The organism is Nonomuraea antimicrobica (assembly GCF_039536965.1).
Taxonomy (GTDB): domain Bacteria; phylum Actinomycetota; class Actinomycetes; order Streptosporangiales; family Streptosporangiaceae; genus Nonomuraea; species Nonomuraea antimicrobica.
Genome location: NZ_BAAAZP010000239.1, coordinates 1 through 13,830, shown reverse-complemented (window position 1 = coordinate 13,830; position 13,830 = coordinate 1). Strand labels below are relative to the sequence as shown.

Here is a 13,830-nt window from a genome sequence, read left to right as displayed (position 1 = left end):
CACGTCTCTGCGACTCGGCTTCACGAACGGTCCTCCCCGATGCGATGAGCGGCACCATATGTAGACAGTCTACAGGTTGAGCGTACGCTTCGCGGGGACGCCACCCAGAGTCCCGACCACGATCGGCCGCGGCACTCGTACGGCGGACGTGGCCCGCTCAAGGCGGCCCCCAACCGGCTTCGACCCATGCCCGAGTGCCCCGTGTCACGCTCGCGACCATGGCAGACATCGATCTCGTCCGGCTCGCGCGCTCCTACTTCGCCGCCAAGGCGCTGCTCAGCGCCGTCGAACTCGACCTGTTCAGCGCTCTCGCGGAGAAGGCGCTGAGTGAACCGGAGATCCGCGAGCGGCTCGGCCTGCACCCGCGTGCGTGCAAGGACTGGCTGGACGCGCTCACCGGCCTCGGCGTGCTCATCCGGGACGGCGACCGCTACGGCAACGGGCGCGACGCCGCGGCCTACCTGGACGCGGCCAGGCCCACGTACATCGGCGGGTTCCTCCACCTGCTGAACTACCACTACGGGAACTGGGCCGAGCTGACGAAACTGCTGCGCACCGGGGAGCCGGGCTCCAAGGGCGCGCAGAACTTCGACGCCTTCTACGCCGACCCGCGCCGGGTGGAGCAGTTCATGCGGGCCATGGACGGCGCCGCCGCCGCCGTCGGGCCCGCGCTGGCCAACGCCTTCGACTGGAGCCCGTACCGGTCGTTCGTGGACGTGGGCGGCGCCCGCGGCAACCTGGCGGCCGACATCGTCCGCGTGCACCCGCACCTGACCGGCATCACCTTCGACCTGCCGCAGGTCGAGCCCAGCTTCCAGGAGCACATGACCCGGCTCGGCATGAACGGCAAGGTCCGCTTCCAGGGCGGCGACTTCTTCGCCGACCCGATCCCCGACGCGGACGTCGCCGTCTTCGGGCACGTCCTGCACGACTGGGACGACGAGCGCCGCATCGCGCTGCTGGAGAAGGCCCACCGCGCGCTGCCCCCGGGCGGCCGGGTGGTCATCTACGACGCGCTCAAGGACGAGATCCCCGGCGACCCCGAGACCTTCCTCATGAGCCTCAACATGCGGCTGATCACGCCGGGGGGCTCGGAGTACGCGGAGTCGGAATGCCGTTCCTGGCTGACCGCCGCCGGCTTCCGCGACATCGAAGTGGCCCCGCTGACCGGTCCCGACGTGCTCGTGTCCGGCCGTAAGGAGGACCGATGAGCAGGCTGCACGGACGGCGCGGCTTCCTGGCCGGCGCCGGGCTGCTGACCGCCGCCCACGTGGCGGGCGTGCCCGGCACGGCCGTGGCGGACACGCGCAAGGCGGTCGAGGTCGTCATCGACGCGAACGGTCTGTCCGCCCCCTCGACCCTGGCGGAAGGCTGCCTCACCCTGCGGGTGCGCGCCACGCGGACCACCGCGCTGCTGCTCGTACGCCTGCGCCCAGGCCGCAGCCTCGACGCCTACCTCCGTGACCTCCTGCTGACGAACTCCGCGAACATCGAGGAGCGCAAGGCCGCCTGCCGGCGCGTGGAGATGTCGGTCGACCAGTACGGCGGCGCCGTGCTGACCGCCCAGGCCGTCGTGGAGATCAGCTCGATCGTGACCCGCGGCGCCTACCACCTGATCGCCTACGACTACGCAGACAACGCCGCCAAGCCGGTGGTCAAGGCCGTCAAGGTCGAGGGCGCCGGGGCGGACAGGAAGCAGTTCCCCGGCGTGGACGGCACGATCATCCACCGGCAGGACGGGACGCGCACGCGCATCGACGTGGCCGGCGCCCCGCTGCTCCGCAACGGCCGCTTCCTCGTGGTCAACGCCTCCAACGGGCTGAACGAGGCGGTGTTCATCCCGGTCGCGCCCGGCACGACCGCGACCGGTCTGCAGGACGTGTTCGACGCGATCAAGAGCGGCAAGCAGCCGCCGAGCATCCCGTTCAGGGGGCAGCCGGTCGGCCTGGCCCCCCTGTCGCGGGGGCGCTCCGCGGCCGTGCAGATCGACCTGCCCGCGGGACCGTACGTGCTGCTCTCCCACATCGTCGATCCCGCGACCGGCCATCCGCGCGCGTACGACGGCGCGTACCAGTTGCTGACCCTGACCTGAACGGAGCCGAGAAGATGAGCCTGGACCTGACCGGAAAGCGCTGCCTCGTCACCGGCGGCAGCCGGGGCTCCGGCCGCGCGATCGTGCTCGCCCTCGCCGCACGCGGCGCCCGGGTGGTCACCTGCTATCGCGCTGACCAGGAGGCCGCGGCGGAGCTGGAGCGGGAACTGAAGGCGTTCGGCGTCGAGCACCGCGTCGTGCGGGCCGACGTCCGCCGCCCCGAGGACGCGACGATGCTGGCCAACACCTGCCGTGAGCTGTTCGGCGGCCTCGACGTGCTGGTCAACAACGCCGGCGTGGACGGGCACTCGTCGATCGACGACCTGGAGCCCGACGAGTGGCACCGCGTGCTGGACACCAACCTGACCGCGCTGCACCTGGTCACCCGTGCCGTGCTGCCGCTGCTGGCGGAGAACTCCTCGATCATCAACCTCGGCGCGTCGGCGGCCGAGCGCGGGCTGCCGTTCAAGAGCCACTACACCGCCTCCAAGGCCGCGGTGATCGGCTGGACCCGGTCGCTGGCCAAGGAGCTGGGGTCGCGCCGCATCCGGGTCAACGTCATCGCGCCGGGCATCATCGACTCGGGCGACGGCGACGGCCCGCCGCCGCAGGTGCTGGAGCGGATCAAGAAGGCGGCCGCGCTCGGACGGCTGGGCGGGCCGGGCGACGTGGCCGAGGCCGTGCTGTACCTGGCCGGTGACCAGTCCGCCTACGTCACCGGGGCCACGCTGACCGTGGACGGGGGAATCTGATGGCCGTACGGGACGTGGCCGTGCTCGGGCTCGGCACCATGGGCTCGGGCATGGCGACCCGCCTCCTGGAGTCCGGCTACCGCATCACGGTCTGGAACCGGACGGCCGAGCGGGCCGAGCCGCTGGCCGAGAAGGGCGCCCACGTGGCCACCTCCGTCCAGGACGCGGCGGCCGGGGCCGAGGTCCTGCTGCTCAGCCTGGCCGACGAGAGCGCCGTGGACGACGTGCTGTTCGGCGGCGCGCTGGCGGCGGCCGGGCCGGGCACGCTCGTCGTGGACACCAGCACCGTCTCCCCCGCCTACGCCCGCCGCGCCACGGAACGCGTGGCAGCGGCCGGGGCGCACCGGGTGGAGGCGTGCGTGCTGGGCAACCCGCTGCAGGCCCGCCGCGGCGAGCTGCGCGTGCTCGCGGCCGGGGACGAGCTGGACATCCGCCGGGCCAAGCCGGTCCTCGAAACGATCGGCCACGAGGTGTACGAACTCGGCCCCGCGGGCCGGGGGGCGGCCATGAAGCTGGCCTTCAACCTGCTGCTCGGCGCCCAGCTCGCCTCACTGGCCGAGGCCGTGAGCTACGGGGAGAGCGCGGGTCTCGACCGCGCCATGCTGCTGTCGGCCATCGCAGAGAGCGGCTTCAGCTCCAAGGTCATGAGCTTCCGTGCGGCGCTGATGCGCGACGGGCGCTTCACGCCGCCCGCCTTCCGCTCGCGGCTCATGGAGAAGGACCTGCGGCTCGTCCTGGCCGAGGCCGCCACGGCGGACCTGAGCCTGCCGGTCACCGAGCGGGCCGCCGGCCAGTTCGCCGCGCTGGTGGACCAGGGCGACGGCGACCACGACGCGGCCGCCGTCTGCCGGTTGTTCTCTACCACTCCATGACCACACCGTCCGGACGGAAGAACGCGCCGCTGGGGCCGTCGTCGGCCAGCGTGGCCACGGCCACGATGGACCGGGCGGCGTCCAGCGGCGTACGTTCCGCGTCCGGCAGCATCCGGCTCCTGACCCGGCCCGGGTTGACGGCGTTGACCAGCACGCCGGTGCCCTCGGTGTCGCGGGCCAGGATGACGGTGACCGCGTTGAGCGCGGCCTTGGAGACCGTGTAGCCCGGCGTTCCGGGGAAGAGGCCGTGGGTGAACGACGCGGTGCCGCTCGACACGTTGACGATCCGGCCCCAGCCGCGGCGGATCATCTCCGGCAGCACGGCCTGCGCCATCCGCCACGCCCCGATCGTGTTCACCGCCAGCTCGCGCTCGACGAGTTCGAGGTCGGCCTCGGACGGGCGCTGCCGCGGGGTCAGCAGCACCCCGGCGTTGTTGATCAGCACGTCCACCGGCCCGATCTCGTCGAGCGCGGACTTGACCAGGTCGGGCTCTGTCACGTCGAGTACGGCCGGGCGCGCGGACCCGCCGCACGCCCGCGCGACGGAGGCGGCCGTCTCCGCCTCACGCGCCGCCACGACCACGTCGAAACCCTCCTCCAGCAGCCGGGCCGCCACCGGGCCGCCGAGGTCGCCGTTCGCGCCCGTGACGAGGGCAGTACGTGGGCCGCTCATCGTGGCACCCCCTTCAGCGCCGTCAGGAAGGGCATCACAGGACCGCCTTCGCGAGGAGGTCGACCTGCTCGGGGTCCGCGTGGCAGGGCACGAGGATCAGCTCGTCGCAGCCCGCGTCGCGGTAACCGGCGACGACCTCCGCCAGCCTGGCCTCGTCGGTGATCGCACCGGCCGCCGCCTTGCCCGCGTAGCCGGGGCCGAGGAAGGCGTAGTAGCCGCCGAGGAAGCCGGCGGCGTGGTCGCGGGCGTCGGGGCCGAGTGCGAAGTAGTTGAGCGCCAGTTTGCGCGGCTCCTCCGTCCGGCCCTCCTCCTGCCAGACGCGGCGGGCGCGTTCGAGGTGCACCGCGTAGCCCGAGGGGGCGCCGCCGCCCGCGATCCAGCCCCAGCCGTGGCGGGCGGCGCGGCGCAGGGCCGCCTCCGAGTGGCCGCCGAACAGCAGCCGGGGAGGCCGCGGGAGCACCGGCCCGACGGGGTTGCCGAACCCGTCCTCCGGGCCCGACCAGATGCGCTGGAGCCGTTCGGTCATCGCGTCGAGCCGCCGCCCGCGACCGGCCAACACGGTGCCGTTGGCCGTGTAGTCGTCCTCGCGCAGCCCGGCGGCCAGGCCGAGGATCAGCCTGCCGCCCGACAGCAGGTCGACGGTGGCGGCCTGCTTGGCCAGCACGGCCACGTCGGCTCGGTAGGGGGCGATCAGCACCGTGGTCGCCAGCTCGATCCGCTCGGTGACCGCGGCGGCGGCGGCGAGCGCGGTCAGGGATTCGAGCCCGTCGTAGACGAGCCGGTCGAGTGCCCCCAGCGTGGAGAACCCCAGCCGGTCGGCGCGCCTGGCCCACTCCAGCAACCGCCCCGCCCGCGCGCCCGGGATCAGCGAGGGAAGCGCTACACCTATGTCCATACCGCGATGATCCGGCTCGGGGCTCGACGATCGGTCGAGCCGTGTTCGACCGGGGCGGCCTAGCCTCGTCTTCCACACGTCACGTCACCGCATCCCACCCGCCGCCTGCCGCACGTCGGCCGAGGCCACGCACGGGGCGGGTGGCGGGGAAGGGCTCCGCGTGGTGGCGGGGCGGGCGTACTGCGAGGAGGCACGTGATGCGGGTCCTGTTCAACACCTGGGGCTGGCCGACGCACTTCTACCCGATGGCGCCGCTCGCCTGGGCGCTGCGTGCCGCCGGTCACGAGGTGCTGGCGGCCGTACCACCGGCCCAGACCCACGTCGTACGGGCGACGGGCACCCCCGCCCAGGCCGTCGGACCCGATCTGGACACCGTGGCCATGTTCCGCGACATCGTCGAGGGCACCGGCTCCCCCGGGCCGTCCGGGGTCCCCAGGGCCTCGGCGATCTGGCTGACCCTGGCCGAGTCGATGGCCGCGGACCTGGTGGCGCTCGCCCGCGCGTGGCGGCCGGACCTGGTCGTGTTCGACCCGACCTCGTGGGCGGGACCGATCGCGGCGGCGGCCGTGGGCGTGCCCGCCGTACGCCACCCGTGGGGGGCCGACATCGTGGGCGCGATGCGGGCGCGGCCGGGGGTCGCGGAGGCCGAGTCGGCGGCGGTCGCGTCGTTGTGCGCGCGACTGGGCGTGCGGGAAGAGGCCGAGCTGCTCGGCCGGCTGACCGTGGACCCCTGCCCGGCGGGCATGCAGCAGCCGGGGCTCACGCACGAGCGGGCCCCGGTCCGCTACGTCCCCTACAACGGCGACCGCGTACGGCACGTCCTGCCGCCGTCGGCCAGGCCGCGGATCTGCGTCACCTGGGGCACCACGGTCGGCAAGGTCGCGCCGGGCCGGATGCCCGCGGGCCGCATCGCCCGCACGCTGGCCGGCGCCGGGCTGGACGTGGTCGTGGCCGTGGACGCCGCCCAGCGCCACCTGCTCGGCGACCTCCCCGGCGATCTTCCCGGCGCGGTCGAGGTGGTGGAGTCGGCGACGCTGCACACGCTGCTGCCCGGCTGCCGGGCGGTGGTGGGCCACGGCGGCGCCGGGACGATATTCACCGGCCTGGTGCACGGGCTGCCGCAGATGGTGCTGCCGCTCCTGCCCGACCACCGCTTCAACGCGCAGCGGCTGGCCGCCTCGGGGGCGGGGGTCGTACTCGGGCTGGAGGAGGCGACGGACGAGCGGGTCAGGGAGGAGGCGCTGCGGCTGCTGGAGGAGCCCGCCTACGCCAAGGCGGCGGGCGCGCTGGGCGCCGACATCGCCGCCGCCCCCGCCCCCGCCGCCCTCGTCCCCAGGCTGGCCCGGCTCACCGCCCGGCCTGCCTGAACCCGTCAGAGCCTCGGCTCAGTACCACGTGAACCGCCGGCACCGCAGTGCCGGCGGTTCCGCGTGGACCGGCTGGAATCTCAGAGGTCCACCTGGACCCGGTACAGGTCCAGCCAGGCGTTGAGCTGCAGCACCATCTCGGCGTGCGTACGCGACACCCACGCCCGCGGCCCGGCGACCAGCTCGCCCGGCTCGTCGGCGAAGCGCTTGACCGCGTCGGCGTCGATGAGTGGGGCGACCGGCGCGGAGGTGTCGTTCACGATGTCCATCAGCTCCGCGCACAGGGCACGCGCGTAGACGTCGTCCTGCGGCGTCGGGTACGGCGTCTTGCGCCGCTCCAGGATCGACTCCGGCAGCAGCCCGCGCAGGGCGGCCCGCAGCAGGCTCTTCTCCCGCCCGTCGAAGCTCTTCATGGCCCAGGGCGCCCCGTAGACGTAGGACACCAGCCGGTGGTCACAGTACGGCAGCCGGAAGGCCAGCCCCGCCGCCTGCGAGATCGACTCACCGTGCGGCAGCAGCGTGTGCAGCCAGTTGGTGACGCCCAGGTGCCACACCTCGCGCATGCGCTTCTCCTCGGGCGTGTCGTCCGGCAGCGCGGGCACCTCTGCGATGGCCTCCCGGTAGCGGGCGGCCGCGTAGCCGGGCACGTCGAGGGTGCCCAGCAGGCCGGGGTCGAGCAGGTCGGTGCCCATGCCGTGCTTGCCGCCGCCCCACTGGGCCATCGCGACCCACGGGAACGTCGGGGCCTTGATCAACTGCGGGATGGACATCCACATGTTCCCGCCGAAGACGCCGTCGGCGGCGTCGCCCAGCAGCGCCAGCGGGACGTGCTCGGCGATGGCGCGGCAGAGCGCGTAGAGGGAGGTGTTCATGTTGCCCAGCGGGCTGGGGACGTCCTTGGCCCGCAGGGAGTTGACCTTGACCACGGGGTCGAGCAGGTCACCGGCGCTCAGCACGATGTCGGTGTGGCTGGCCCCGGCCGACTCGACCATGGTGCGGACGAAGGGCGCGTCCGGCGTGCCCCACACCTCGTCGGCCTTGAAGTCCTCCTCGGGCCCGAACGTGACGGTGAACGTGCGCAGCGGCTCGTCACCGCGTTCGCGCAGCACCTGGGCGGCCAGGGCGGTCACGCCGCTGGAGTCGAGGCCGCCGGAGAGCATGACGCACAGCGGCACGTCGGCCCGCATCTGCTCGCGGACGGCGTTCTCCAGCAGCTCCCTGATCGTGCGCGCGGTCGTGTCGAGGTCGTCCTCGTGCTCGCCCGCCTCCAGCCGCCAGTACCGCTCCTCCTTCACACCGCCGTGCCGCACGCGTACGCGGTGACCGGGACGGACCTCGGACATCCCGTGGAAGACGGCGTGGCCGGGGGACCCGGCGTAGGAGAGCACCTCGCGCAGCCCGTCGGCCGTGACCCTGGGCTGGACCTGCGGGTGGGCGAGGAGGGCCTTGCGCTCGGAGGCGAACACCAGGCCCGCGCCGACGGAGGCGTAGAACAGCGGCTTGGCGCCGAGCCGGTCGCGGATGAGGGTCAGCTCCCCGGCGGCGGGGTCCCAGACGGCGATGCCGTAGATGCCGGTGAGCCGGCTCGCCAGGCCCTCGCCCCACTCCAGGTGGCCGCGGGCGATCACCTCCGCGTCGCTGCCGGAGGTGAACCGGTGCCCGCGCGCCGCCAGCTCCGCGCGCAGCTCCCCGGCGTTGTAGAGGTCGCCCGAGTACGCCACGACGGCACGTACGCGGCCGTCCACGTCCAGCACGTACGGCTGGGCGCCGTCGCCCTCGCCGAGCGTCCTGCGGCGGTGCCCGAAGGCGGCCCTGGGCGAGGTCCACACCGCCTCGCCGTCGGGACCGCGGCAGGCCATGGTGCCCACCATCGCCCGCAGCGTGTTCCCTTCCCGCGACAGATCCCGTTGGTCGTCCACCCAGCCGGCGATGCCCGACATGACGATCTCCAATCCTCAGGTTCTCCTGGACGTCGCCTGGAGGCGCCGCCCCAGCGATTTCGCGCCCGCGGCCAGCGCGAGCGCCGTGCACACGCCCAGCAGCGCGAGCACGAGGTAGTAGACGGGCAGCGGGAGCACGTTCGTCAGCTCCGCGAGCCTGCCTCCGAGTGCCGCGCCGATCGCGGCGAACATCCAGAACAGCCCGAGCACCTGGCTGGTGTGCCCGCGCGGGGCCACCTCGGCGGCGAGGCTGAGCCCCACCGGCCCCACCGTCAGCTCCCCGCAGACGATCAGCAGGTAGACCAGCAGCAGCCAGAACGGCGAGACGAGACCCGACTCCGCCTGCGACGCGGCGAAGGCCATGACGGCGAAGGAGACGCCGCCGGCCAGCAGCCCGGCGGAGAATTTCGGCGGCGTTCCCACCCGCGCGCCCAGGCGCGTCCACAACAGCGCGAACAGGGGGGCGAGCAGCAGCAGGAACAGGGGTTGCGCCGACTGGAACCAGCTCGCGGGGACCTCGAACCCGGCCACGTCACGGTCCACCGACTCGAGGGCGAAGAGGTTGAGCAGGGCCGGCCCCTGGGCGAACATGAGCCAGAAGACGGACGAGGCGAGCAGCATCCACAGGAACGCGCGCAGCCTGGGCCGGTCCTCGGCCTCGACGCCGGGGCGGCGCAGCAGGCGGCGGAAGTACACGACCGGCGCCACCAGCAGCACCAGGCCGATCAGCATCAGCACCCGGTCCAGGGTGAGCGCGCCGAACGCGACGCCCGCGACGACCAGCAGCAGCGGGACGCCGCCCCACAGGGCCGTGCCGCGCAGCACACGGGCGCGTTCCTCCGGGGTGGCCGGGTTGACCGGGCGGAGGCCGACGTCGCCGAAGTTGCGCAGGCCCACCCCGTACTGGATGAGGCCGGCGAACATGCCGACCGCCGCGATGCCGAAGCCGAGGTGCCAGTCCACGCGCTCGGCCGCGTAGCCGGTGAGCAGGGGCGCGAACAGGGCGCTGACCTGGATGCTCATGTAGAAGATGGAGAAGACGGCCTCGCGCTTCTCGGGCCGCCCCGGGTACATCTCGCCGATCATCGCGGCCATGCTGGGCTTGACCAGGCCCGTCCCGGCGATGATGAGGCCGAGGCCCGGGTAGAGCGCCCCGTCCATCGGGATGGCCAGGCACAGGTGGCCCAGAGCGATCAGCACGCCGCCGGCGAAGACGGCGCGACGCGCCCCGAGCAGCCGGTCGGCCACCCAGCCGCCGGGCAGCGCGGCCATGAACACCATCGCCATGTAGATGCCGAACAGCGCGGAGGCCGTGTCGGGGGCCATCCCGAGCCCGCCGCGCTCGGCCGGGGCCACCAGGTAGAGGTAGAGGATGGCGAGCATGCCGTAGAAGCTGAACCGCTCCCACATGTCCACCACGAACAGCGTGCCGAACCAGCGCGGCCAGCCCAGGAACGTCCGGCGGGGCGCTTCGGCGGTCTCGGTCTGCGACGTCATGATCTCTCCTCCAGCGGCCTGAGCATCTCGACGACCGCGCACGACCAGGTGAAGCCGGCGCCGACGCCGGCCAGCAGGCACAGTTGCCCGGGGCGGAGACGTCCGGAGACCGCGAGCTCGTCCAGCCCGGCGATCTGGTCTCCGGCCCCGAGGTGTCCGACGTTGCGGCCCCACGACCACAGCGTGCGGTCGACGTCGATGTCGAACTTGCCGAGGAAGTACTCGCGCAGCCGGGGCAGCCCGAGGTTCGGCAGCACGAACCAGGCGATCTCGTCGGCGTCGGCCCCGGCCTCCGACAGGGCCCGCTTGTACGCCTCGCGCCCGCCCGCGTCCAGCCGGTCGAGCACGGTGTCCAGCCCCGTCGCGGACACGAAGTGCCGGTGCGCGGGCTCGACGTCGATGGGCCGGCGCGCGTCGAGTGGCGTGGCGCCGAACGGGTCGCCGCCCCGCTGCATGGCCTCCAGCGTCGGGTCCGACACGGTCACGATGCTGCGTAACCGGGCGTACCCGCCGGTGGTGGACAGCACGAGCGCGGTGCCGCCGTCGGCGAGCACCGTTCCCGGGTCGCTGCGCCAGCGGTCGATGCCGGGCAGGGCGAAGCGGTCGCCGGTGGTGATCAGGGCCCGCCGCCGGGTGCGGTCGGCGGCCAGGTATCCGGCGGCCAGTTCGAGCGCGGCCATGCCGCCGTTGGACAACTGCCGCACCTCGATGGCCGGGCCCCGGCCGCTCGTGGCGGCCCGCTGCACGTACGAGGCCGGCGGCCACAGGTCGTGGCCCTGGTGGTAGATGTTCGCGTGCAGCACGAGGTCCACGTCGTCGTCAGGGTCCACGTCGTCGTCAGGGTCACCGTCCACGCCGCGGGCATGGCCGCCAGCGACGCGCAGCGCCGTACGGGCCGCGCGCACGGCCATCTCCGGCCCTGACTCGCCGTCGGAGACGCACACCGAGACGATGCCGTCGCGCCACACCGTCCGGCGCTCGACCAGCCCGTCGGCCACGGCCTGGTCCAGGGTCATGGCCGGGGGAAGGCGGCGCCCGGTCCCGGCCACGAACAGGTCGGCGCCCCTCACGTCTCCCCCAGCATGCGGGTCAGCAGCAGCGTGTCGTGGCGGGCGGCGCGGAAGTCCGGCTCCCGCAGCACCTTCCTGAGCAGCGGGATCGTCGTGCTCACCCCGTGCCCCTCCACCACGAACTCCGCCAGCGCCCGGTCCATGCGCTCCAGCGCGGTCTCGCGGTCGGCGCCCCAGGTGATGACCTTGGCGAGCAGCGAGTCGTAGTCGGGTGTGATCGTCAGGCCGGGGAAGCCGTGCGTGTCGACGCGGGTGAAGGGTCCGCCCGGCGGGCGGAAGTCGGTCAGCGTGCCGGCCGTGGGGGCGAAGCCGCGTTCGGGCGCCTCGGTGTTGACCCGGCACTCGACGGCGTGGCCGGACGGGACGACGTCGTCCTGCGAGAGGTCGAGCGGCAGCCCGGCGGCCACCCGGATCTGCTGGCGGATCAGGTCGACGCCGGTGACCGCCTCGCTGACCGGGTGCTCGACCTGGATGCGGCAGTTGACCTCCATGAAGGTGAAGTCGGTGCCGTCCACCAGGAACTCGAACGTGCCCGCGCCGGTGAACCCGACGGCCGCCGCGGCCTTGACCGCCGCCTCGCACATGTGGGTGGTGAGTGACGGGTCCAGGCCGGGAGCGGGGGTCTCCTCGATCAGCTTCTGGTGGCGGCGCTGCACCGAGCAGTCGCGCTCGCCCAGGTGCACCCCGTTGCCCCGGTTGTCCAGCAGCACCTGGACCTCCACGTGCCGGGCGGACTCGACGTAGCGCTCCAGGTAGAGCCGCCCGTCGCCGAAGACGGCCCGCGCGGAGGCGCGGGTGTCGTGGAAGGCGCGGATCAGGTCGCGCGGGTCGTGCACGACCTTCATGCCCCGGCCGCCGCCGCCCGCCACGGCCTTGAGGATCACCGGGTACCCGATCGCGTCGGCCGCCTCCTTGGCCTCGGCCGCGTCGTCCGGCGGGTGCTCGCCGCCGGGCAGCACCGGCAGGCCCGCCTCCGCCATCGTGGCCCTGGCCCGCGCCTTGTCGCCGAGACGATTCATGATCTCGGGCGTGGGCCCGATGAACGTCAGGCCCTCCGCCGCGCAGATCTCCGCGAAGTCGGGGTCCTCCGACAGGAAGCCGTAGCCGGGGTGCACGGCCTGCGCCCCGGTACGGCGGGCCGCCTCGATGATCGCGGGGATGTTGAGGTAGCTGCGCCTGGCCGCGGGCGGGCCGATGCACACCACCTCGTCGGCCACGCGGGTGACCGCCGAGTGCAGGTCGGCCGTCGAGCAGACCGCCACGGACCTGATGCCCATTTCCCGGCACGTACGGGCGACGCGCAGCGCGATCTCGCCTCGGTTGGCGATGAGCACGGTGTCGAACATGCTGGCTCCTCACACCCCGGCGGGCTCGATGACGATGAGCGGCTGCTCGTACTCGACGGGGGTGCCGTCGGGGACCAGGACCTCGGTCACGCGGCCGGCGACGCCCGCCTCCACCGGGTTCATGATCTTCATGGCCTCCAGGACCCCTATCTGGCTGCCCAGCTCGATCAGGTCTCCGAGCCGGACGAAGGGGTCGGCGCCGGGCTCGGGGGCGTGGTAGAAGGTCCCGACCATGGGGGCGCGGACGTACAGGAGCGAGGTGGCGCCCTCGACCGGCGCGGGCTCGGCCGCCACGATCGCCGCCTCTGCGGCGGACGGCCACTCCAGCTCGACGCAGACCGCCCCCGAGCGGACCACGATCCGCCGCAGCGGCCGGTCAGAGGCCCGCAGCAGCCGCTCCGCGCCTCTGACGACCTCGTCGACGACGATCTCCGATTCAGGATCTTGCATGACGACTCTCCCTACCGATGTCGCGGTACCGCGTACGGCGGGCGCGCAGCAGATCGTCCAGTGGCACGCCCGTCACCTCCTCCAGTGCGGCGGAGAGCCCGTGCCGCAGCAGCTCCGCGGCCAGCGCCGGATCCTTGTGCGCGCCCCCGGCCGGCTCGGGGACGACCCCGTCCACCACGCGCATGCTCAGCAGCTCCCGTGCCTCGATGCGCAGCGCCGAAGCCGCGCGGGGGGCCAGCGCCCGGTCCCGCCACAGGATGGCCGCGCACCCCTCGGGGCTGATCACCGAGTACACGGCTCCGGCCAGGCAGAGCACGCGGTCGGCGACGCCCAGGGCGAGCGCGCCGCCGCTGCCGCCCTCGCCCGTGATGACCGCGACCGTCGGGGTGCGCAGGCGCGACATGAGCCGTACGCTCTCGGCGATGGCGACCGCCTGCCCGCGCTCCTCCGCGGTCACACCCGGGTACGCGCCCGGCGTGTCGATCAGCGTGATCAGCGGCAGCCGCCACTTCTCCGCCATCCGCATGAGCCGGGCCGCCTTGCGGTAGCCCTCGGGGCTGGCCATGCCGTGGTTTCGGGCGATCAGCTCGGCGGTCGTGTGGCCCTTCTGGTGCGCGATGATCATCACCGGTTCGCCGTCGAGGCGGCCCACCCCGCCCACGATCGCCGGGCAGTCGCCGGCCGCCCGGTCGCCGTGCAGCTCGCAGAAGCCGTCGACGAACTGGGCGATGTGGTCGAGCGCGGTCGGCCGTCCCGGGTCGCGGGCCAGGCGTACGGTCTGCCAGGCGTCGCGCGGCGGCAGCTCCTCCGCGCGGCGGATGAGCGCGCCCGTGGCCGCGCCGCGGCGGGGCGGACGGCGGCGGCCGAGCAGCGCCG

Annotated in this window: 13 protein-coding genes; 5 read left to right on the top strand and 8 right to left on the bottom strand. The window is 73.6% G+C overall.

The window, feature by feature from the left end; genetic code table 11:
• Nucleotides 1–218 precede the first annotated feature (218 nt).
• The 4 genes from ABD844_RS51200 to ABD844_RS51185 are packed head-to-tail and all read left to right on the top strand — an operon-like array spanning nucleotide 219 to nucleotide 3,716.
• Nucleotides 219–1,211: a methyltransferase gene (locus ABD844_RS51200; protein WP_344896976.1), complete on the top strand. Its 993-nt coding sequence runs from the start codon at nucleotides 219–221 to the stop codon at nucleotides 1,209–1,211.
• Nucleotides 1,208–2,092 carry a hypothetical protein gene (locus ABD844_RS51195; protein ID WP_344896973.1) on the top strand — a complete coding sequence of 295 codons (885 nt, stop codon included), beginning with the start codon at nucleotides 1,208–1,210 and terminating at the stop codon, nucleotides 2,090–2,092. Before ABD844_RS51200 ends, ABD844_RS51195 begins: the two co-directional genes overlap by 4 nt.
• Nucleotides 2,093–2,106: 14 nt before the next feature.
• Nucleotides 2,107–2,844 carry an SDR family NAD(P)-dependent oxidoreductase gene (locus ABD844_RS51190; RefSeq protein WP_344896970.1) on the top strand — a complete coding sequence of 246 codons (738 nt, stop codon included), beginning with the start codon at nucleotides 2,107–2,109 and terminating at the stop codon, nucleotides 2,842–2,844.
• Nucleotides 2,844–3,716 carry an NAD(P)-dependent oxidoreductase gene (locus ABD844_RS51185; RefSeq protein ID WP_344896967.1) on the top strand — a complete coding sequence of 291 codons (873 nt, stop codon included), beginning with the start codon at nucleotides 2,844–2,846 and terminating at the stop codon, nucleotides 3,714–3,716. The genes ABD844_RS51190 and ABD844_RS51185 overlap by 1 nt, the downstream gene beginning before the upstream one ends.
• Here the strand turns inward: ABD844_RS51185 and ABD844_RS51180 are convergent.
• Entirely contained in the window at nucleotides 3,703–4,389 is a 687-nt protein-coding gene (locus ABD844_RS51180) for an SDR family NAD(P)-dependent oxidoreductase (RefSeq protein ID WP_344896964.1), read from the bottom strand. The genes ABD844_RS51185 and ABD844_RS51180 overlap by 14 nt on opposite strands.
• A gap of 34 nt (nucleotides 4,390–4,423) precedes the next feature.
• Nucleotides 4,424–5,284, bottom strand: coding sequence for an LLM class flavin-dependent oxidoreductase (locus tag ABD844_RS51175; RefSeq protein ID WP_344896963.1), 861 nt, complete (start codon nucleotides 5,282–5,284; stop codon nucleotides 4,424–4,426).
• 197 nt (nucleotides 5,285–5,481) lie between these two features.
• On the opposite strand from ABD844_RS51175, the gene ABD844_RS51170 reads away from it, so the two are divergent.
• Entirely contained in the window at nucleotides 5,482–6,651 is a 1,170-nt protein-coding gene (locus tag ABD844_RS51170; RefSeq protein ID WP_344896960.1) for a nucleotide disphospho-sugar-binding domain-containing protein, read from the top strand.
• 80 nt (nucleotides 6,652–6,731) lie between these two features.
• On the opposite strand, the gene asnB is transcribed toward ABD844_RS51170, so the two are convergent.
• The 6 genes from asnB to ABD844_RS51140 all read right to left on the bottom strand — a co-directional run.
• Nucleotides 6,732–8,591 carry an asparagine synthase (glutamine-hydrolyzing) gene (asnB, locus tag ABD844_RS51165; protein WP_344896957.1) on the bottom strand — a complete coding sequence of 620 codons (1,860 nt, stop codon included), beginning with the start codon at nucleotides 8,589–8,591 and terminating at the stop codon, nucleotides 6,732–6,734.
• Nucleotides 8,592–8,606: 15 nt separating this feature from the next.
• Nucleotides 8,607–10,088 (bottom strand): peptide MFS transporter, encoded by a 1,482-nt coding sequence (locus ABD844_RS51160; protein WP_344896954.1) that lies wholly within the window; start codon nucleotides 10,086–10,088, stop codon nucleotides 8,607–8,609.
• Nucleotides 10,085–11,158, bottom strand: coding sequence for a ketoacyl-ACP synthase III family protein (locus ABD844_RS51155; protein WP_344896951.1), 1,074 nt, complete (start codon nucleotides 11,156–11,158; stop codon nucleotides 10,085–10,087). The genes ABD844_RS51160 and ABD844_RS51155 overlap by 4 nt, the downstream gene beginning before the upstream one ends.
• Nucleotides 11,155–12,504, bottom strand: coding sequence for an acetyl-CoA carboxylase biotin carboxylase subunit (locus tag ABD844_RS51150; protein WP_344896948.1), 1,350 nt, complete (start codon nucleotides 12,502–12,504; stop codon nucleotides 11,155–11,157). Before ABD844_RS51150 ends, ABD844_RS51155 begins: the two co-directional genes overlap by 4 nt.
• Before the next feature lie 9 nt (nucleotides 12,505–12,513).
• Complete coding sequence (locus tag ABD844_RS51145) at nucleotides 12,514–12,954, bottom strand: acetyl-CoA carboxylase biotin carboxyl carrier protein (RefSeq protein ID WP_344896945.1); 441 nt, start codon at nucleotides 12,952–12,954, stop codon at nucleotides 12,514–12,516.
• Nucleotides 12,941–13,830, bottom strand: an 890-nt coding sequence (locus ABD844_RS51140; RefSeq protein WP_344896942.1) for an acetyl-CoA carboxylase carboxyltransferase subunit alpha, incomplete at its 5' end; no start/stop codon positions are given. The genes ABD844_RS51145 and ABD844_RS51140, both read right to left, overlap by 14 nt.

Excerpts from the sequence above, each read along its gene's own strand:
- ABD844_RS51150 (WP_344896948.1), bottom strand. The coding sequence starts at position 12,504 with ATGTTCGACACCGTGCTCATCGCCAACCGAGGCGAGATCGCGCTGCGC.
- ABD844_RS51160 (WP_344896954.1), bottom strand. The coding sequence starts at position 10,088 with ATGACGTCGCAGACCGAGACCGCCGAAGCGCCCCGCCGGACGTTCCTG.
- ABD844_RS51185 (WP_344896967.1), top strand. The coding sequence starts at position 2,844 with ATGGCCGTACGGGACGTGGCCGTGCTCGGGCTCGGCACCATGGGCTCG.
- ABD844_RS51200 (WP_344896976.1), top strand. The coding sequence starts at position 219 with ATGGCAGACATCGATCTCGTCCGGCTCGCGCGCTCCTACTTCGCCGCC.
- ABD844_RS51175 (WP_344896963.1), bottom strand. The coding sequence starts at position 5,284 with ATGGACATAGGTGTAGCGCTTCCCTCGCTGATCCCGGGCGCGCGGGCG.
- ABD844_RS51170 (WP_344896960.1), top strand. The coding sequence starts at position 5,482 with ATGCGGGTCCTGTTCAACACCTGGGGCTGGCCGACGCACTTCTACCCG.
- ABD844_RS51195 (WP_344896973.1), top strand. The coding sequence starts at position 1,208 with ATGAGCAGGCTGCACGGACGGCGCGGCTTCCTGGCCGGCGCCGGGCTG.
- ABD844_RS51180 (WP_344896964.1), bottom strand. The coding sequence starts at position 4,389 with ATGAGCGGCCCACGTACTGCCCTCGTCACGGGCGCGAACGGCGACCTC.
- asnB (WP_344896957.1), bottom strand. The coding sequence starts at position 8,591 with ATGTCGGGCATCGCCGGCTGGGTGGACGACCAACGGGATCTGTCGCGG.
- ABD844_RS51190 (WP_344896970.1), top strand. The coding sequence starts at position 2,107 with ATGAGCCTGGACCTGACCGGAAAGCGCTGCCTCGTCACCGGCGGCAGC.
- ABD844_RS51145 (WP_344896945.1), bottom strand. The coding sequence starts at position 12,954 with ATGCAAGATCCTGAATCGGAGATCGTCGTCGACGAGGTCGTCAGAGGC.